Source organism: Eubacterium barkeri, assembly GCF_900107125.1.
GTDB lineage: Bacteria > Bacillota > Clostridia > Eubacteriales > Eubacteriaceae > Eubacterium_O > Eubacterium_O barkeri.
In genome coordinates this window covers 74,533-93,287 of sequence record NZ_FNOU01000008.1, presented here as the reverse complement: position 1 = coordinate 93,287, position 18,755 = coordinate 74,533, and the positions used below count along the sequence as shown (strand labels likewise).

14 protein-coding genes are annotated in these 18,755 nt (G+C 51.4%); 5 read left to right on the top strand and 9 right to left on the bottom strand.

The genetic code is table 11. The annotated features are described in order from the left end of the window. Positions 1 to 97: 97 nt before the first annotated feature. Both BLU30_RS06560 and BLU30_RS06555 read right to left on the bottom strand, forming a co-directional pair. On the bottom strand, positions 98 to 754 hold the full coding sequence (locus BLU30_RS06560) for a hypothetical protein (protein ID WP_090244685.1): 657 nt from the start codon (positions 752 to 754) through the stop codon (positions 98 to 100). A 122-nt stretch (positions 755 to 876) separates the two neighbouring features. Further along, complete coding sequence (locus tag BLU30_RS06555; protein WP_176770847.1) at positions 877 to 1,530, bottom strand: DUF1638 domain-containing protein; 654 nt, start codon at positions 1,528 to 1,530, stop codon at positions 877 to 879. A 169-nt stretch (positions 1,531 to 1,699) separates the two neighbouring features. On the opposite strand from BLU30_RS06555, the gene BLU30_RS06550 reads away from it, so the two are divergent. Then, positions 1,700 to 3,493, top strand: coding sequence for an ASKHA domain-containing protein (locus tag BLU30_RS06550; RefSeq protein ID WP_090244678.1), 1,794 nt, complete (start codon positions 1,700 to 1,702; stop codon positions 3,491 to 3,493). Positions 3,494 to 3,827: 334 nt separating this feature from the next. On the opposite strand, the gene BLU30_RS06545 is transcribed toward BLU30_RS06550, so the two are convergent. After that, positions 3,828 to 5,231 carry a sigma-54 interaction domain-containing protein gene (locus BLU30_RS06545; RefSeq protein WP_090244676.1) on the bottom strand — a complete coding sequence of 468 codons (1,404 nt, stop codon included), beginning with the start codon at positions 5,229 to 5,231 and terminating at the stop codon, positions 3,828 to 3,830. Between the two features lie 245 nt (positions 5,232 to 5,476). Between BLU30_RS06545 and BLU30_RS06540 the strand changes: the two genes are divergently transcribed. The 3 genes from BLU30_RS06540 to BLU30_RS06530 all read left to right on the top strand — a co-directional run bounded on the left by BLU30_RS06540 (position 5,477) and on the right by BLU30_RS06530 (position 9,984). After that, complete coding sequence (locus BLU30_RS06540) at positions 5,477 to 6,937, top strand: trimethylamine methyltransferase family protein (protein WP_090244673.1); 1,461 nt, start codon at positions 5,477 to 5,479, stop codon at positions 6,935 to 6,937. Between the two features lie 104 nt (positions 6,938 to 7,041). Further along, positions 7,042 to 8,352, top strand: a complete 1,311-nt coding sequence (locus tag BLU30_RS06535; protein WP_090244670.1) for an MFS transporter — start codon at positions 7,042 to 7,044, stop codon at positions 8,350 to 8,352. A 96-nt stretch (positions 8,353 to 8,448) separates the two neighbouring features. Continuing rightward, positions 8,449 to 9,984 (top strand): BCCT family transporter, encoded by a 1,536-nt coding sequence (locus BLU30_RS06530; RefSeq protein ID WP_090244668.1) that lies wholly within the window; start codon positions 8,449 to 8,451, stop codon positions 9,982 to 9,984. A gap of 89 nt (positions 9,985 to 10,073) precedes the next feature. Here BLU30_RS06530 and BLU30_RS06525 read toward each other — a convergent pair whose 3' ends face one another. After that, positions 10,074 to 10,706 (bottom strand): cobalamin B12-binding domain-containing protein, encoded by a 633-nt coding sequence (locus BLU30_RS06525; protein WP_090244667.1) that lies wholly within the window; start codon positions 10,704 to 10,706, stop codon positions 10,074 to 10,076. Between the two features lie 271 nt (positions 10,707 to 10,977). Between BLU30_RS06525 and BLU30_RS06520 the strand changes: the two genes are divergently transcribed. Then, a complete protein-coding gene (locus BLU30_RS06520) occupies positions 10,978 to 11,781 on the top strand; it encodes a methyltetrahydrofolate cobalamin methyltransferase (protein ID WP_090244665.1) in 804 nt (267 codons plus the stop codon). Between the two features lie 45 nt (positions 11,782 to 11,826). On the opposite strand, the gene BLU30_RS06515 is transcribed toward BLU30_RS06520, so the two are convergent. The 5 genes from BLU30_RS06515 to kdpB all read right to left on the bottom strand — a co-directional run bounded on the left by BLU30_RS06515 (position 11,827) and on the right by kdpB (position 18,749). Further along, positions 11,827 to 12,504 (bottom strand): cobalamin B12-binding domain-containing protein, encoded by a 678-nt coding sequence (locus BLU30_RS06515; protein ID WP_090244663.1) that lies wholly within the window; start codon positions 12,502 to 12,504, stop codon positions 11,827 to 11,829. Positions 12,505 to 12,612: 108 nt separating this feature from the next. Continuing rightward, complete coding sequence (locus BLU30_RS06510) at positions 12,613 to 13,308, bottom strand: response regulator (RefSeq protein WP_278286241.1); 696 nt, start codon at positions 13,306 to 13,308, stop codon at positions 12,613 to 12,615. Further along, complete coding sequence (locus tag BLU30_RS06505) at positions 13,298 to 15,988, bottom strand: sensor histidine kinase (protein WP_090244661.1); 2,691 nt, start codon at positions 15,986 to 15,988, stop codon at positions 13,298 to 13,300. Before BLU30_RS06505 ends, BLU30_RS06510 begins: the two co-directional genes overlap by 11 nt. Before the next feature lie 63 nt (positions 15,989 to 16,051). Then, complete coding sequence (locus tag BLU30_RS06500; protein WP_422717893.1) at positions 16,052 to 16,657, bottom strand: potassium-transporting ATPase subunit C; 606 nt, start codon at positions 16,655 to 16,657, stop codon at positions 16,052 to 16,054. A gap of 25 nt (positions 16,658 to 16,682) precedes the next feature. After that, complete coding sequence (gene kdpB, locus BLU30_RS06495) at positions 16,683 to 18,749, bottom strand: potassium-transporting ATPase subunit KdpB (RefSeq protein WP_090244657.1); 2,067 nt, start codon at positions 18,747 to 18,749, stop codon at positions 16,683 to 16,685. Positions 18,750 to 18,755 lie beyond the last annotated feature (6 nt).

Genomic DNA, 18,755 nt, shown 5'->3' with positions numbered 1-18,755 from the left:
CCTAATCCTTCCATTGCTCATAATTTTGCATTTCGATTATTTTTGCACCCTAAAAGCAAGGATTTTAACGCCTTTAAAGAACGTGGGCGCAAAAAATTCAGCGTGCTTCCACTTCTCCCTCCACATCCCGAAAGGGACAGTCCGTCGAATCGCAGGACGGGCAATGGTGCTGGGTGGGGTGTCCGGTAATGCCAGCATCGGCCCCAAAGTAGTAGAGCATGGAGCGCTCCGGCTCCAGCATATAATTCGAGATTAAGTTCACTTCCAACTCAGTCTCCGTCTTAAGAGCATCCAGGATGATCGCCTGGGCGGACAGGGGTACCTCTCCCTCACCGGCGGCATAACGCCTTGTCAGGTGAAGCCCTCTTGCCGAAAGAATATGCTCAAGCTTTGCATTCATTTGATTAGAAGCTTCGAAAAATACCGCATTGGCCATGTGGTTGAGCAAAAATCCATCCAATATTTCACCCTGGCCCAGCATGGTGTCAATCACTGCCTTAATCCTTTGGGTGCAGGAGCAATAGCAGAGGGCCACCTGACGGCAGCATCCCACCCCAGGAAGCCGTTCCCGGAAGTGATTGTCCTGTAAGCTGTAGCAGGTGGTCAGCTCCATGTTTTCCTTTAGCAGTTGGGTCAGCATGGGCAGCACCATTCGGGTGTGCTTCGTTACACTTCGGTTTTCCTTTAAATGGAGCTGCCGAAAGATTTTTTCTTCATTGAAGGAAAAATCAGTTTTAATAAATTTGATCATCATCTCACCTCTTTTGAATAAAATATAACGCATTTTTCATGCCAACTTTTCTTCCTTTGACAAAAATCCAATCACAAATCATTACTTCCTCCAGGGCAAAAAAAAACGACATATCTTTCAATATGTCATTCCCCAATGGGGTATTCCGGTGAAAACTCCCCGGGCTTCACTGTAATAAAAGAATTATCCTCCCGTCCCAGGAGCAGATTTTCCAAGGGAGTCAGGTCTCCGTCGGACTCCACTACCTCCACCTCCATCTCCTGGGCCAGGAGGTTAATGCGGCTGCGGATGGATTCAGGATCGTAGGCGCCGGTGCGGATGAGCATGAGATCGGAATAGTTTTCATACAAGATCTGATTAATTTGCTTCGCCCGTTTTTCGCCGTAGCGTTTTTTATTGTACGCCATCTCCCACTCCAGGCCCTTTTCACTCTCCAGCCATCCCTGGGTTAAAAAATAGGTATTGGTCCGAAGGGTGCTCATATCCTCCCGCTTCCACAAAAGCATGGCAATGCAGTCGGCAAAGGAGGGAATCACCAGGGTGGCCTGGTTCCCTGTCAACCCGGCCAGGCCATTGCCACAATTGCCGTAGGCCAGGCGGATTTCATCCACATCCCTTAGGGTGTCGATGGTTTTCTGAAGGGCCGCTTTGAGCTTCTCAGGGAAAGCATGGAGGGTGTTATCCATCCATTTTATTTCCGGGGTAATTCCCTGATCCCTGCAAATCATTTCGATTTCGTCCTGTAGGGTCTGACATGCAATCACAATACTCTTTTTCATTATCATCCTCTCCGATAGCTCTAAGACTATGCTTTTTACTGGAATTTTTCACTGGAATGGTTTGTCCACGTTTTCTTTCCCGATTTTATGGGCTTTTGCTTCTTTACGTTAATACTTGTCCTCCCATTTATTGTGCCCTATAATGGAGCTATGAAGCAAGGAGGCTATTATGAAAATTCACTTTCCGTATCTATCCCTCTCATCCATTATGGAGGCGGGGATGACCGTTGCCCAGGCTTGTCAGCGCGTCGGCCATCCCCTCAACCTCGTTTGTGGTGGGAACGGAACCTGCAAGAAATGCGAGATCGCCGTCGTCGAAGATGGAACCACATCCCTGGTGATGGCCTGCAGATATCCGATATCTGACAATATGACGATCCTGCTGGAGCCCAGCACCCAGAAGGATAAAATCCTGGAAGATGCCGCCGCCCTCCAGAGCATCCCTTTCAATCCATCGGTGGCGGTTCACAGCATTAGCCTAAAGGCCCTCCAGCCCGATCTTGGAGGCTTTGACTTTAGTGTCCTTTCCCAGGAACTGGACCGTTCCCTTAAGCCCTTATCCTGGCCCCTAATGCAGCGGTTCAATCAGCTTTTACGGGATGGCGATAAAACCGGTAAACTCCGTCTGAATGTCGTCACCCTGGGGGATGAGGTCCTTGATCTCTTTGCCGGGGATACCCCTTCCCGCATTTATGGTCTGGCCTTCGATATCGGAACCACCTCCGTCGTCGGATTCCTTTTCGACATGAATACGGGGCTGCCCCTGGCCCAGGCCTCGGCCCTCAATGGCCAGATTAGCTTTGGGGCCGATGTGATCAGCCGTATTGAGTACGCGGGTGTGGATAGCGGCCATTTGAGCAAAATCCACGACGCCATCCGCCAAACCCTTTCGGATATTATCCACACTCTGTGCGACAAGGCGGGAATCCCCTTCTCCATGATTTATACTGCGACCTATTGTGGCAACAGCACCATGGTCAATCTGCTTCTAAAGCTGGACCCCGCCCGACTGGGCCGGGTGCCCTTCATTAACACCATCCAGAACGGCATCGACCTCCGGGACAACGCGCTGGGACTGCCGGTGGCTGATGGCTGCGTCCACCGGGTGCTGCCGCTCCTGGGGGGCTTTGTCGGAGCAGATACCACGGCGGTGCTCCTGGGACTGCCTACCGATGGTGCTACCCGCCTAATGATTGATCTGGGCACCAATGGGGAAATCGCGGTGGGGGACGGCAGCCGTTATCTGGTGGCCTCCACGGCCTGCGGCCCAGCCCTGGAGGGGGCCGGACTCACCATGGGCATGCGGGGAACCACCGGGGCCATTGAAGCCGTCAAATACCAGGACGGCCGCTTTATCTGCAAGGTTATCGGGGATGGTCCGGCCAAGGGCTTCTGCGGCTCTGGTATTATCGATGCCATTACCCAACTGCTGGTGGCCGGAATCGTAGCGCCCATGGGAAATTTTTACAAGGGTGCAAAGCTTGATGGACATCCCCTGGCCCACCGGATTACCCTCTGTGAGGATGGCCAACGACAGTTCACCCTGTTAACCGCCGAGGAAAATGACGGGATGCTCCCCATTATCATCACCCAAAAGGATATCCGTGCCATCCAACTGGCCAAGGGTGCCATCCACACCGGCTGTGAGCTGCTTCTGAGCCGTTATGGCATTCAGGGAGAGGACCTTTCTGAAATTGTCATCGCCGGAGCCTTCGGCAATTATATCGACATTCAGAATGCCCAGGCCATGGGTCTGCTTCCCACCTTCCCCGGCGTTCCCGTCCGCTCCATTGGCAACGGTGCCGGCATGGGCGTCAAACGCTTCCTCTTGAATAAGGAAGAGGTGGCCCGCTGCACCGCTCTCCCCACCATCACCACCCACGTGGAGCTAGCCTCAGACCCGGATTTTGTCAACACCTATATGATGAACACGCAATTTGAAGATCTGAGCGGTGGGCGATAGCTTTTAGTTTATGGATACCGCCGTAGCAACCTCTTGTTTCCCGTTCATCTCATAAAACTGAGACGGTCCAATTCGCAAATAGAGGGAGGGGCAGCCGTTTAGATACGTGAGCGGAATGAGCCCCTGCGGGCTGGCGCTCGAAGCAAACTGCAAATTAAGACAATAAACCTGCCAACAATCAGATCAAACCCGAAGGGTTTGCGCCTTGCCGAGTGAGTGGTAACGCTCCATTCGTCAGCGCCTGGGGTCTGGAGCGAATCTTCTAAACGACTGCCCCTCCCGCGCCACCAGCAAACACAGCCGTCCCATCGCCACAAACTTTCTCCCCCCTACATCACGTCTCCCCTGGCTTGATGTATTTTTTTATGAGCCGATAGGCCGTGGCTTGACTGACCCCCAGGGCCTCGGAAAATTCTGGAACCTCGGGATAGAGGCCATGGTATTTCTCCACTGTATCCTTTTTATAGCTCTCCACCATATCCTCAAAAATCGTCTGGTGCTTTAAATGCTCTCCATTATTAATGAAACGCAGAATCTGCTCCGGCAACTTATGATCATCAATGATATTGCCGATACTGAGGACCGCCATATACTCCACGGCGTTACGCAGCTCCCGGACGTTCCCTGGCCAGTCGTAATAATTAAAGGCCTCCACCACCTCATTGGAAAACACTTTATCCTTCTTATACTTCGCATTGTACTTATCCAAAAAGAAATTGGCAATGGGAAAAATATCGTTGCGTCGTTCCCGCAGTGGCGGAATGGTCTGGGCAATGCCGTTGATCCGCCAGTACAAATCCTCCCGGAAGGAGCCCTCCTTCACCCGCTCCTCTAAATCCTTGTTCGTGGCCGTGATGATCCGGGTATCCACGGTGGTGGGCTCCAATCCCCCCACGCAGATGAACTGATGGCTTTCCAGAAATTCCAGGAGCTTCACCTGGATATTCATCTGAAGCTCCCCAATTTCATCCAGAAACAGGGTACCGCCGTCAGCCAGCTCGAATAATCCCTTCTTGCCCTTGGGACTGGCTCCGGTGAAGGCATAGGGCACGTATCCGAAGAGCTCACTCTCGATGAGATTATCCGGAATGGAGGCACAGTTCACCGAGATAAAGGGCTTATCGCTCCGGGGACTGCAGTCATGGACATACTTGGCAAAAAGAGTCTTGCCCACACCACTTTCTCCCAAAAGCAGCACCGGGATGTCCGACCGTGCTCCCCGTTTCAATTTTTCCAAAGTTGCATAAATCACGTAGCTTCGTCCGATGATATGGTTATGCACCTTGTTTTTCTCATGGAGGCTTTTGGGAACATCCGATTCCTTCTGCATACAATCCAGATCAAAGGCCGTAATGGGCTTTTCCTTGAAGGAGGTGAAGAGGATCATCTCAAGCTGCTTGTGCTGATCATAAATGGGTGTGGTGATGGTCACATGCACCTCATTGGTCAGTAAATATCGCTGGCGAACAAAAACCGTACGTTTGACCTGCTTGGCATAGTCGATGGACGGCGGTGTCCATAGGCCGTTAAAGGACGTGGCAAAATTAAATTTCGTCATTTCCTCGGGCAGCATATTATGGTATTGTACACTGGCTGGATTAGCGTAAATTACATTGCCCTCGGGGTCCGTCGCTGTGATTTCCACATAAGAGTTTTGGAGAATCTGCATATAGACCTCCTTGGGTAAGGATTCCAGGTAGTGCAAATACGCCTTATTCATTATTTTTCGATTTTCCATAGCCCTCCCCCCTTTTGTTAATGGTTTACCATTATTATAGCGCAATCACACCCTTTCGACTATGATAATTTCTCACCCTTGATTGAGTAAGGTTCATATTCTCAACTTTGATAACCAAAATCCCAGGTTTTTCCTGCTAAAATGGCATAAATCCAGGCTTTTAAGATTCTCATCATCTTGGCACGGTTATTGCTTTTATATTCATACAAAAGCTAGCTATACTATTTTAAAAGGAGAGTAAGAGGATGAGTAATACGTTAAAGGGGAATTTATTTTCAACGTTCTTTTCTAAGGAAGATATCGAATTGATGCACGAAAACGTCCTGCGGGTTTGTGGTGAAGTTGGTGTCAAATTTGAAGATGAAGAAGCTTTAGAAATCTTCCGTGAACATGGTGCAAAAATTGATGGGGATCTCGTATTTTTAGATGAAGCCCTCATCAACAAAGCCCTGTCCACCATTCCAGAATCCTTTGAAATTGTCGGGCCCTCCAGTAAGCTGGAAATCGGCATTGGCAAGGATCTGGTGATTGCCCCTACCAATGGCTGTCCGAAGCTGGAGGATTGGGACCACACCTACCGCCCGGTAAATTCCGATGATTTAGTGGATTTTTACAAAATTATTAACAGCAGCGATGTGTATGGTATTTCCAGCCAGGTGGCTGCAGATATTCCCGGCTTTGAAGATTGCCCCACAGAATCTGCCCTGGCCCAGATGGCCATGATGGCCAAGTATTCCACCAAACCGATGTACAACATCCTGGGCATTACCCCCCACAATTACAAATGCGGTACCGCTAAGGAAGGGGCCCGGGCCTGTATCCAGCTCATTAAACAGTACATGGATAATTTCGACGATTATGTGTGCTACTCCGGTATGTGCGTCCTGCCGCCGCTGACCGTTGGCTGGGATGCCGTCCAGCATTACATGGCCTTCGCCGAAGAAAATCAGCCCATTACCATTACCACTTGCTCTATGACGGCTATGACGGCGCCGCCGTCTCTCATGGGCTCCATCGTCTCGGATTTTGCCAATATGCTGGCCGTGGCGGTGCTCATCCAGTTAAAGAACCCAGGCCTGCCCGTGATTCTCAGTCCCTTCTCATCCATCGCTGACCTCCGAGAGGTCCGCCTGATGACCGGGGCACCGGAATTCCTGCTGATTATGCTGGGACATCTGGCTCTGGGGGATTATTACCGAATTCCAGTCCGCTGTAGTGGCTCCCTGGCCGATGGTAATACCTTCGACTACCAGGCTGGTGTGGAAAGTACCCTGGGTGCCCTTGCCATTGCCTTAACCAACGGCTGTATCCTGCCCCATGCCTCTGGTGATTTGTCCAACTTCAACCTGCTGAGCTTCCCTAAATTCATGATGGATGAAGAAATGCTGCGATACATGAAACGGCTGCGCCAGGGTGTAATGGTTTCTGAAAAGAAGGCCAATTTCGACCTGATTAAAAAGGTGGGCCCCCGTGGTGTCTATTTAACGGGCCGGACACCCAAGGATTATCGCCAGGAAACCTATCTGACGACCCCGGTGTTCAACCGCGGCACTTCCACTCCCGAAGGCATCGCCGCAACCCCTCCCATTGAAGAACGCGCCTACAAGGTCTTTAAGGAACGCATCGAAAACTATCAGCTCCCGGATATGACGAAGACCCAAAGGGATCTCCTGAATAAGCATCTCCCCAAGAAGTATCAGTTCTAGGTTATCCCGTCAATTTATTTTAAAAATGTGGTTAAGCGGCAGAGTGCAGGACGGTTCTGCCGCTTTCTTTCAACTCTGTCGATGAATCGACAAAAGGAATTAATATGAGAAATAAAGAAGAAATAACCTACAAACAACTGAGCAAATTCCAACGCGCCCTGATGATTTTCTTATCCGGTGCCGGAAGCGGGATTATTTACGTTCCGGTTTACCTAAAAAACGTATTTTACGAGCCTCTGCTGGTGGGCCTGAATGTCAGTAATGCCCAGCTGGGCTTCTTAACGGGGATGTATGGCATCATGGCCACCATCTTGTACATTCCCTGTGGTATTGTGGCCGATAAATTTCGCATCCGTACCCTGGCGGCCGGGGGGTTTATCAGCACCGCTGCCGTGGTGCTCTGGTATTCCTTCCTGCCATCCTACGCCATTCTGGTGCTGATTTTCGCCCTTTTAGCGGTGACTACCATCCTCATTTTCTGGGGCTGTCGGTATAAACTCCTTCGGTTTTCCGGCTCAGAGAGGGACTATCCCCTCATCGTGGGGGTCAGTTACGCCCTGTACGGTTTAGGGGGACTGGCCATCAATGCGGCTACCCTCTCGGTGTTCAATTCTACCCCGGATTATCGGACAGGGGTTCAGATTTCCCTGATCTTTTTAGCCATCGTCATTCTGGTACTGGGCATTATTTCCTGGATTGCCATTCCTAAATTTAAAGGGGAAATCGTCACGGATCCCGATAAGAAGTTTAACGTCAACGAATTCCTTCAGGCCCTGAAGACCCCGGGGGTATGGCTGGCCAGCACCACCTTGTTCTTTGTCATGATCGTTTATATGGGCATGAATTACACCACCCCCTATCTGACCGATGTCTTCCTGGCGCCATTGACCCTGGTCAGTATCGTTGGAATGATTCGCTACTACGGCATTGCCATCGTGGCCTCACCCCTTATGGGGAGTGTGGCAAAAAAAGTGGGCTCACCCTCTAAGGTGACCTTCATCGCCATGGCGGCCTCCGCCCTTTGTGTTGGGGGCTATTTAATCCTCCCCACCACAGCGACCTTCCTGACCATGGCCATCATCATTACCCTGCTGTTGGGATTTGTGGCTAACGGTGCCTATGGCGTGGCATCCTCCCTTTTAACCGAAACTCATGTTCCGGCCCATATCTTTGGTGCCGCCACCGGCCTGCTTTCTGTTATTGGATTTTTGCCAGAAAGCTTTATGGCCCAAATTTTCGGGACCTTCATTGATAACTATGCCAACACAGGATATAATTATATTTTCATCTGTCTGTTGGTCAGTGCCCTCATCGCCATGGTTTTCTGTGTAATCACCCTGCGTTATGTCAAGAAACACAAAGGGGAAAACGGTGATCCGGTCCCTGTTGAGGAGAATATCCAGGAATCGTTGTAATTCGACTGCGCTTTATTTTTAAATGATCCAATGGTTTAAAGGAAACACTGATGTCAGCTGTAATCAGTGCTTCCTTATTTTAGACGGGATGTTATTATGAAAAAACAAGTGAATGCTGTCCGTCCCTTTTCCAATGTCGCCAAGGGAACGGTCATCAGTGTATTATGCATCATTACCTTGATTTGTACCCTGCTCCTGATGTTTCCCAGTAAATCCGAAGCCATGATCGTGGATCTTAATGGAATGATCAGCAGCAATCTGGGCTTTGTGTACATCTGGCTGACCTTTTTATCCATCATCGCCTGTGTGGCATTGGGCTGCAGCAAGTATGGCAAGATTAAGCTTGGGGAAGGTAAGAAAGCCTTCTCTGAATTTTCCTGGGCCGCCATGATGTTCTGTGCCTCCATGGCGGCGGGCTTTATCTATTGGGGCAGCATCGAATGGGCCAGCCATTATATGGCGCCCCCCTTCGGAATTGAGCCTGAAAGCTGGCTGGCTGCTGAGTACGCCGCCACTATCCCCATTTTCAATTGGGGGATTTCGGCCTGGAGCCTGTACCTCATTCCTGCGGTAGCCTTTGCCTTCATCCACTTCAATAAAAAGAGTGAGAAATTTGATGTGGGCAATGCCTGCCGCCCAATCTTTGGGGCCCGTGTGGATGGATGGCTGGGCCAGGTCCTCAATGTCTTCTTTATCCTGGGTATCCTGGGTGGGGTGGGAACCGCCCTGGGCATCGGCTCTCCCCTGGTTTCGGCCTGCCTGAATAAATTGTTCAATATCCCGGATACGCCCCTGCTGCGGTTTATTGTCATTATCATCGTGTCCTGCATCTTTACCATCAGCGCCTACAAAGGGATTAATAAGGGGATTAAAATTCTCAGCGATATCAATATTTATCTCATGCTGGGCACCGTCATCTTTTTATTCATCTTTGGACCGACCACTTTTATTCTGAAGATGCAAACCACCTCCATCGGTATTATGTTGGATGAATTCGTCCGTCTGAGTACCTGGCTGGACCCCGTGGGGGTCAGCGCCGGATATCCCGAAAACTGGACGGTGTTTTATTGGGCCTGGTGGATGAGCTACTCCATCTTCATGGGGATCTTCGTCGCCAAAATCTCGGGAGGACGTACGGTGCGGCAGGTCATTTTCGGTGGCTTGGGTTACGGCTTCCTGGGCTCCTTCGTGTTCTTCTCTGTCTTTGGCAATTACTTTATGGGGGTCCAGCTCTTCGGCAGCTTCAATATTCTGGAAAGCCTTCAAACCGCAGGAGGCCCGGCCACTGTGGTGGAGGTTTTCTCCCAGCTTCCTGCCGGGACCATCTTTGTCTTTGTCATTCTACTGACCTCTATGCTGTCCATGGCGACAAACTTTGATTCAGCCTCTTACACCATGGCCATGGTCTCTTCACGAAAGATTCAGCTGGGAGGCCGCCCCAGTAAGACCTTTTGCGTCTTTTGGGCGGTGTGTATCGCTGCTATCCCCATGATTATGATGCTTTTGGGGGGCTCCTTAACCCAGCTCCAAACCCTTAGCGTTGTCATGGCTCTGCCCACCTGTATTCTGTATGTTATTATTTGCCTGGGCTGCTTTAAAATGCTCCGGGAATATTACAACACCCATTACTAATGGGTGTTACCGGGTAACTAAAAAAGCTGGAGCGGATCTTTCCACTCCAGCTTTTTTAGTTGTGTAAGGGATCGGTTTTACTTCAATAACTAAGCGACCCAATTCTGGCAAATTTTAACGCCTTCCGCTGCGTTAGTCGTATACGCATCGGCACCCACCATGTCGCAGGCTTCCTTGGTTACCGGGTTGCCACCGATGATGAATTTCTTCGTGATCCCCGCGGCCTTAAAGGCATCGATGGTATCCTTCATGGAGTCGATGGCCAGGGTTAACACGCCGCTCATTCCAATGATATCCGGATTAAGTTCCTTTGCCTTTTCAACAAAGACTTCAGGAGCCACGTCAATACCGAGATCAATGACTTCCAAACCGGCTGCTTCTGCCATACTCTTAAAGATATTCTTTCCAATGTCATGGAGATCGCCATGGACTGTACCAATGAGGAGCTTTCCGCCAGCGACATCGCCATCGGTGCTCAGGGCCGGTTTAACAATGTTAATGGCATTGGTGAGGAGTTCTCCCGCAAAGATCAAATCACCAACAAAATATTCACCCTGTTCAAACAGGTCCCCGACAATTGCCATCCCCTTTTGGCATGCGGCTACGGCATCCTGTGCTGCCGCTTCGTCAGGATTTTCTGCCATGAAGTCTTCTAAGAGTTCATTGACATCATCCTCTTCCAATTCACCGACGGCCTGGGTTAATTTTTCGAGATCCAACATTTTTAAAATCCTCCTCTTTGTGGCACCTCAGGTGCCTGCTCTTTTGATTCTGATTTAATCTTAGACCCTTTCCTCCCCTTTGTCAAAAGCTTTCCATTATAAGTATTTGTCCCCTTTTTGTGAAAAGGATTACTCCCGCATCAGTGCTTTTTTTCTCCTATCTTTTAATTGACTTCTTTTTGCCCAGAATGCTATGATTTTGATAGAAGATACAGATGCTTTTTTACGGTTAAAACCTTTGTAGGATTTTTGTAGAGAGAGGAGTTTGGTAATGATTATTATTGGTGAAAAGATTAATGGAACCATTCCGGTGGTGAAGGATGCGATTGAAAGACGGGATGCCGATTTTATTGCAGACCGGGCGGTGAAACAAGTGGAAGCAGGTGCAGACTATATCGATGTGTGCGCCAGTACTTCCCCGGACAAAGAGATTGAAGCCCTGCACTGGCTGATGGATGTGGTCCAGAACGTAACGGATGTCCCCCTGTGTGTGGATAGCCCAGACCCGCGGGTTATTGAGGCTTGCCTGCCCTATGCCCAGAAGCCTGGCCTCATTAATTCCATTTCCGGTGAAGGGGATAAATGTGATGTCCTTCTGCCCCTGATGAAGGATACCCAGTGGGGGGTCGTCGGCCTAACCTGCGATAATGACGGTATTCCAAAGGATGTGGCCCGAAAGCTAGCCATTACCCGGGACATGGTCGAACGCGCCGCCACCTACGGTGTTTCCGTTGATCGGATGTACATCGATCCCTGCGTCATGGCACTCTCCGCTGAAAATGCCGCCATGCTCAATCTCACAGAAGAAATCAAGGCGATTTTAGCTGCCTTCCCAGGAATCCACGTACTGGGCGCCATCAGCAATATTTCCTTCGGCGTCCCTGCCCGGAAGTTGATGAACACCAATGCCATGACCCTGGCCATCAGCGCAGGTATGGATGCCGCCGTCATGGATCCCACCAACCGGGATATGATGGGAACCATCTACGCCACCGAAGCTCTCCTTGGGCGGGATCGTCTGTGTCGAAATTACAGTAAGGCCTTCCGGAAAGGAAAAATCGGACCAGAAAAATAAAAGAAAAGACTGTCGTATCTCCTTGGGCGACAGTCTTTTTTTATCCTACATACCATTGGATTTCCGCTGGGATTCCTTTTCCTGCATCCATTTTTTACAAATCTCAACGCCCTCCACCACATCCTGGGTGGCGGCATCTGCCTGAATACACTGGGCCCCTTGATTGGAGACCGCCTCTCCCCCTAGGATAATGCGGTACCGGTTTCGCATTCCTCGTTCTTCAAGGGTATGGATTACCCGATTCATTTCCTCAGCCGTTTCTGAGAGCATTCCGCTCATGCCAATAATATCCGGTCGAAATCGATCGAGCTCATCCAGAACCACCTCCAGGGGCACGTCCTGCCCCAGATCCTTCACATTAAAGCCCGCTGCTTTGGCATAGCTCACAAAGATATTTTTGCCAAGGTTATGGCAGCAGCCATACACCGTGAAGGCCAATATTTTTCCCTCGTATTTTTTTTCTGACGCACTACCCATAGATTGGGCATAAGCCTGGAGCCATTCCGGCAGATTAAGAACCTCATCAAGGAGGATTCCTGCAAAAATCAAGTCTCCAATGAAATATTCCCCATTCTCATATTTCAGACCGACTCTTTCCATCCCCTGCTGCATCCAACGGATAACTTCAATGGCTGGATACCCTCTCTCCAGGGCCATGCACACTAACTCTATGGTCATTTCTTCGTGGAGTGCTTCGACTGAACGCACTATACTATTTTTCATATTACCGCCTCATTTACGCTCTTGTATTCGTTATTATTATAGCACAGTCTGTCATTTTTGTCCGCACTCCACAATACTTTACCCTCATTTTTGAGGTCATAGACAGCACTACTCCGCCCGCATCATCCGATATCCGATGCCCACATGGGTTTGAATGTTGGCCAGGGATGCCTGCAGGGCCAACTTTTTACGCAGCGTCGCCACAGTCACCCGCAGGCTGGCCATATCACTTTTCAGGGTGCTGCCCCAAACATGGTTTAAAATAAAGGTGTGGGTCAGGACCTTTCCTGTATTTTGAGCCAGAAGCACGAGAAGGCGGTATTCATTGGGGGTTAAATGGACCTCCTGGCCCGCCACCAGTACGTTACTGGCAGCGTAATCAATGGTGAGGTTTCCATTGGAGTAGGTCGCATTTTCCAGGGATTGGCCCAAGTTTGTAAGCCGTCGAATGGCGACCCGAATACGAGCCAGAAGTTCTTCCACCGAAAAGGGCTTCGTCAGGTAATCATCCGCACCGGCATCCAGGGCGGTAATTTTATCCCCATCCTCTCCCCGGGCACTAATGACAATGATGGGGACCTCGCTCCAGGTGCGAACCCGTTTGATGACTTCCAGACCATCACCATCGGGCAAACCCAAATCCAGCAATATAACCCCTGGCTCCATTTGGGCCGCTAAGCCTATGCCCTCAGCCACTGTTTGTGCCATTTGATGGAAATATCCACTGGTCTCCAGGGCTGCCGACATCAAATGCTGGAGAGCCGGATCGTCCTCTACCACCAGTATGGAATAATCATGCTTCAATTTTAACCTCCTTCAGGGTGAAATGAAAGACTGTCCCCATGGGCTTATTGGCCCGAACCGTCAATTCCCCGCCATGGGCTTCAATAATATTTTTGCACAGGGGCAAGCCCAATCCAAGGCCCCGGCGGCTATCCCCTGAGCCTCGGCCCGCTGTGTAAAACATTTCAAAAACCTGATCCATCATTTCCGGATCCATTCCCGGGCCATCGTCAGAAATTTCAATCCCGATGGTGCCCTTTCCCTCGGACTGGGCCCCGATGAGAATCGTCGATCCAGGAGCGGTGTACTTAATGGCATTGTCCACCAAGTTGATAATCACCTGTATAATCAGCCGGGCATCCATCTGGGCCATGAGCAGGGGGTCCATGGGCTTGACCTCAATATGGTGCTCCACGGCCAAACGGCTGGTGTGCTGCAGCGCTTCTTTCACAATATCCTCCACCAATTCAGCCTCCATTTTAATGGGCAGACTATTTTCCTCCAGCCGTGTAATGGAGAGCAGGTTTTCAACCAGGTTGATGAGCCAGAGGGAGTCGTCATAAATATCCACAACAAGCTGGTTTCGGCGTTCATCCTCCATTTGAGGGCCGCGGGTCATGAGCATCCGGGCATTTCCACTAATGCTGGTGAGGGGGGTGCGCAAATCGTGGGAAATGGCGCGAAGCAGGGTTCCCCGCAGCTTTTCCTGCTGGGCCTTTAGCTCTGTGGCCTGCTGTTTTTGATTGTACAAATCTTTTTCCAGGGCCAGGGCCGATTCCCCTAGAATCGAGAGAATCAGATTGTTCTCCAATACCTCTAACGCAGAGGAGACCGCAATGCCCACTACCCCAAAGACCTGATGGCCATTGCGAATAGCCAGGTACAGGCATTTCGCCCCAGAGAAGGTTTTCGTTCCCACTCCGGCGTGCTGGTTATTGACATATACCCAATGGGCCACCAGGCGTTCATGCTCAACTAAATAGGGATTACCATCAATGGACCCATCTGCTGCGTAATAGTGGGGCTCCGCCAGTTCCCCATCCGCTATCCCATAAACCACCACCGGTCGCCCCGAAAGCTTCATCAGCTGCTTCGCAGTCGTTTCTAAAATGGCGGCACTATCCGCCGCCTGTTGGAGAAGCTGGTTGGTTTCCAACAGCACCCCTGTCCGCTGGGCGGTTTGGGCCGATGCCTCCGCTTGTTTTTTGATGCTGGTCGCCAGATGACCGCTCACCAATGCCGCAATGAACATCACCACATAGGTCACAACAAAGCCCCGTTCCTGGGTAGCCAATGTGAAAAGGGGATCCACAAAAAGAAAATTGAAGACCACCACTCCCATAATGGCCATGGTCACACTATAAATACGCTCTCGAGTAAACACGGCGGTGACTAAAACCGCCAGCAGAAAAACGGTCACCACATCGGCATCATTAAAGGCCAGGGCCCGAAAAGTGGTACTCAGCAAGACCGCTAAAACAAAAATGGCGGCTGTTTTCGCGCTGTCTTTCAGGGTCAGATCCGGAAACCGGCTTTTCCAGGGGCACCATTTCTCCCGACGGCTGGTTTTCCCCTCCCGATCTGGAATAATATAGATATCCAGATTGGCGTCCATCTCCGACAGCTTTTCCACCAAGGTTCGACGGCTGCCGAAAAGTCCGCTTTTCATATTGGATTTTCCCAGTACGATCTTGGTAATCCCGGCGGATTGTGCATAGGTCATGATTTCCTCAGGCACCTCATCCCCGTAAACTAAATCCAGATGGGCATCCAGCTGCTCTGCTAATTTGAAATTTTCCCGAAGCCGGTTTTTATCCCCTGCCGAGAGTTGGGGAAAATCCGTGGTCTCCACAAAGAGGGCCGTGAGGTTGGCCTGAAAGGCTTTGGCCAGGCGGGCCGCCGCCCGGATGATTCGCGCAGAGGAGGGTGCTGAAGAAACGCAGACCAGGATATGCTCCCCACTAAAGCGTCCTCCCCCCGTCGCCAAAAAAGCTGAGCGATTGGTCTCCCGCTCAGCCATCCTCCGTAGGGCAATTTCCCGAAGGGCCATCAGATTATCGATGGTAAAGAAATTAACCACTGCCCGTTCCGCCTGAATCTTATTGTAGATTTTTCCCGCCTTCAAACGATCGATGAGCTCCCCGGGATCGATGTCAACCAGGGTAACACTATCTGCGGAATCAAAGATTCGATCGGGGATCCGCTCCCGGACCATTACCCCGGTTATCCCCGCCACAATATCGTTGAGACTCTCCACATGCTGAATGTTCACCGTGGTGTACACATTGATGCCCGCCTTTAGGAGCTCTGCAATGTCCTGATACCGCTTGGCATGACGGCAACCTTCTCCATTGGTATGGGCCAGCTCATCCACCAGGATCAGTTCGGGTTTTCTTGCCAGGGCCGCATCCAGATCAAATTCCCGGATACCAACCCCGTGGTGCTCATCCTCCAGGGGCGGCAGGATAACCAGTCCCGCCATTAAAGACTTGGTCTCCGCCCGATCGTGGGGCTCAATGTACCCTGCCACCACGTCGATTCCCTCTGCCATGGCCTGATGGGCCGCCTGGAGCATGGCATAGGTTTTCCCCACACCAGCGGCATAGCCCAGAAATATCTTCAGGCGGCCACGGTTCTCCATGGCTTCCTTGGCTTCAATTTGTTTTAAAAAGGTTTCGGGGGCTGCCCGTCCATCATCCATACCCACACCTCTTCCCTCCCGGATATCCCAGTATTTTTTCAGTATAGCACAATTTCCTTACTTTTATTTAAGAATCCCATCCAGCATGAGATTGACCTTCAGGACATTCACAGTCTTTTCCCCAAAGATCCCCAGGAATTTTCCCCGGGTGCATTTATCAATCATCTCATTAATTTCCGCGGCACTTTTTCCCGTGGTCTGGTTCAGTCGGCCCACCTGATAACGGGCTGCGGCCACCGAGATTTCAGGATCCAGACCGCTGCCTGAGCCTGTGACCAAATCCACAGGTACCGGGTTACTTCCCTGGTCCGGGTGGGCAGCGGCGATCCTTGCCACCCGTTCCTTAATTTCTGCGCCATAGGCATCATCCCCGGGGCTGATGTTAGTGGGTGCGCCGTACAGCTTTAGGGTGCCGTCATCTCCCTGGATGGCGGTCCAGGCCTCGGGCCGTCCCCATAAATGGTTACTGGCGGTAAAGGGCTGTCCGATCAAGGCACTGCCATAGGTCACCCCATCCACGGTTATAACGCTGCCCGTGGTTTGGCTGGGGAAAAGCAGACGGGTTAAGCCCGTCATGACTCCGGTGTACAATACGCCACAGATGATTATCATGATGGCCAGAAGCCCCAATGCCCGGAGCCCTGTCCCTTTTAAACTTGTATTCATCATTTCCTCCAATGTCCTGGGGTCTGGCTTATGCCACACCCAACAGCACTAAGATCATATCGATCAATTTAATACAGATAAACGGGGTAATGATTCCGCCCAAACCGTAGATGAGCAGATTCCGGGAAAGCAGCTCCCCTGCAGGAACCTCCCGGTATGCCACACCCCGTAGAGCCAGGGGAATCAACGCCACAATAACAAGGGCATTGTAGATAATGGCGGAGAGCACCGCGGTCATGGGGGAATGAAGTCCCATAATGTTGAGGGCGGCCAGCCCCGGATACAGAACCATAAACAACGCCGGAATGATGGCAAAATACTTGGCCACATCATTGGCGATGCTAAAGGTGGTCAGGCTTCCCCGGGTCATGAGAAGCTGCTTGCCAATGCGCACAATATCAATGAGCTTGGTGGGGGATGAATCCAAATCCACCATATTCCCCGCCTCTTTAGCCGCCTGGGTCCCGGTGTTCATGGCCACGGCCACATCGGCCTGGGCCAGAGCCGGGGCATCGTTGGTTCCGTCCCCGGTCATGGCCACCAGATGGCCCTTGGCCTGGAGATCCCGGATCATTTCGAGCTTGCCCTCGGGGGTTGCTTCTGCCAGAAAATCATCCACGCCGGCTTCCCCGGCAATGGCAGCTGCGGTCATGGGGTTATCCCCGGTGATCATAATGGTCCGTATCCCCATCTTGCGCAGGTCTGAGAATTTTTCCTTCACCCCATCCTTCACAATATCCTTTAAGTGGATAACGCCCAGGATGCGATGATCCTTGGCTACCACCAGGGGGGTTCCCCCCTGTCCGGCGATATCCTTAACTACCCGGTCGCACGCATCGCTATAACGCCCACCGGCCTCTACTGCATAATCCCGGACGGCCTCTGCCGCTCCCTTGCGGATTTCGATACCATCGTGGTCAACCCCGCTCATCCGGGTTTTTGCCGTAAAGCCAATGAAGGTCATCCCATCCCCGACAATCCGTCCCCGGAGACCATATTTTTCCTTGGCCAGGATCACCACGCTCCGGCCCTCGGGGGTTTCATCGGCTAGGCTGGAGAGCTGGGCTGCATCGGCCAGCTCGGCTTCACTGGCGCCATCCACGGGAATAAAGGCGCAGGCCTGACGGTTCCCCAGGGTGATGGTTCCGGTTTTATCAAGCATCAGGGTATCCACATCCCCGGCGGCTTCAATGGCCCGGCCGCTCATGGCCAGGACATTGGCCTGATTCAGCCGGCTCATCCCTGCAATCCCAATGGCCGACAGCAAAGCCCCAATGGTGGTGGGTGCCAAACAGACCAGCAGTGCCACCAAGGTGGTGACTGAGGTGGGATTATGCACCCCGATGAGCTGAGCTGAAAATGCGGAGTACGCATATAAGGCCATGGTGACTAAAATAAAGATAATGGACAGGGCCACCAGAAAGATTTCCAAGGCCATTTCATTGGGGGTCTTTTTCCGGGAGGCCCCTTCTACCATGGCAATCATCTTATCCAAAAAGCTTTTGCCGTTTTCACTGGTCACCTGGATGACCAGCCAATCCGACAGCACGGTGGTCCCGCCGGTTACTGCGCTGCGGTCCCCGCCGCTTTCCCGGATAACCGGAGCCGATTCCCCGGTAATGGCGGATTCATCCACTGAAGCCGCCCCATCGATGACATCGCCATCGGCGGGGATCTGTTCTCCGGCGGCCACGACCACCAAATCACCCTTTTTAAGCTGGGTTGAAATCACTTCTTCCCATTTTTCCCGGTGAGCCACATCCATTATGCGATGGGCCATGACATTCTGCCTGGCCGCCCGAAGGGACTCGGCCTGGGCCTTTCCCCGCCCTTCGGCAATGGCTTCGGCAAAATTGGCAAAGAGCACCGTCAGCCAGAGGATTATGGCAATGGCCAGGGTATAGCTACTGGGGGCATCTGAAATGCCAAACAACGAGAGGATAAAAAGCCCTGTCGTGAGAATGGCTGAAATATAAACCAGCAGCATCACTGGGTTTTTGGCCTGGGTGCGGGGTGCCAGCTTTGCAAAGGCATCCTTCACCGCTCCCAGAACCATCTGGCGATCCGCCAGAACACTTTTTTCTTGAGTTTTCATCATATT

Coding starts and splice junctions, on each gene's coding strand:
- BLU30_RS06560 (WP_090244685.1), bottom strand. CDS start 754: ATGATGATCAAATTTATTAAAACTGATTTTTCCTTCAATGAAGAAAAA.
- BLU30_RS06555 (WP_176770847.1), bottom strand. CDS start 1,530: ATGAAAAAGAGTATTGTGATTGCATGTCAGACCCTACAGGACGAAATC.
- BLU30_RS06550 (WP_090244678.1), top strand. CDS start 1,700: ATGAAAATTCACTTTCCGTATCTATCCCTCTCATCCATTATGGAGGCG.
- BLU30_RS06545 (WP_090244676.1), bottom strand. CDS start 5,231: ATGGAAAATCGAAAAATAATGAATAAGGCGTATTTGCACTACCTGGAA.
- BLU30_RS06540 (WP_090244673.1), top strand. CDS start 5,477: ATGAGTAATACGTTAAAGGGGAATTTATTTTCAACGTTCTTTTCTAAG.
- BLU30_RS06535 (WP_090244670.1), top strand. CDS start 7,042: ATGAGAAATAAAGAAGAAATAACCTACAAACAACTGAGCAAATTCCAA.
- BLU30_RS06530 (WP_090244668.1), top strand. CDS start 8,449: ATGAAAAAACAAGTGAATGCTGTCCGTCCCTTTTCCAATGTCGCCAAG.
- BLU30_RS06525 (WP_090244667.1), bottom strand. CDS start 10,706: ATGTTGGATCTCGAAAAATTAACCCAGGCCGTCGGTGAATTGGAAGAG.
- BLU30_RS06520 (WP_090244665.1), top strand. CDS start 10,978: ATGATTATTATTGGTGAAAAGATTAATGGAACCATTCCGGTGGTGAAG.
- BLU30_RS06515 (WP_090244663.1), bottom strand. CDS start 12,504: ATGAAAAATAGTATAGTGCGTTCAGTCGAAGCACTCCACGAAGAAATG.
- BLU30_RS06505 (WP_090244661.1), bottom strand. CDS start 15,988: ATGGATGATGGACGGGCAGCCCCCGAAACCTTTTTAAAACAAATTGAA.
- BLU30_RS06500 (WP_422717893.1), bottom strand. CDS start 16,657: ATGATGAATACAAGTTTAAAAGGGACAGGGCTCCGGGCATTGGGGCTT.
- kdpB (WP_090244657.1), bottom strand. CDS start 18,749: ATGAAAACTCAAGAAAAAAGTGTTCTGGCGGATCGCCAGATGGTTCTG.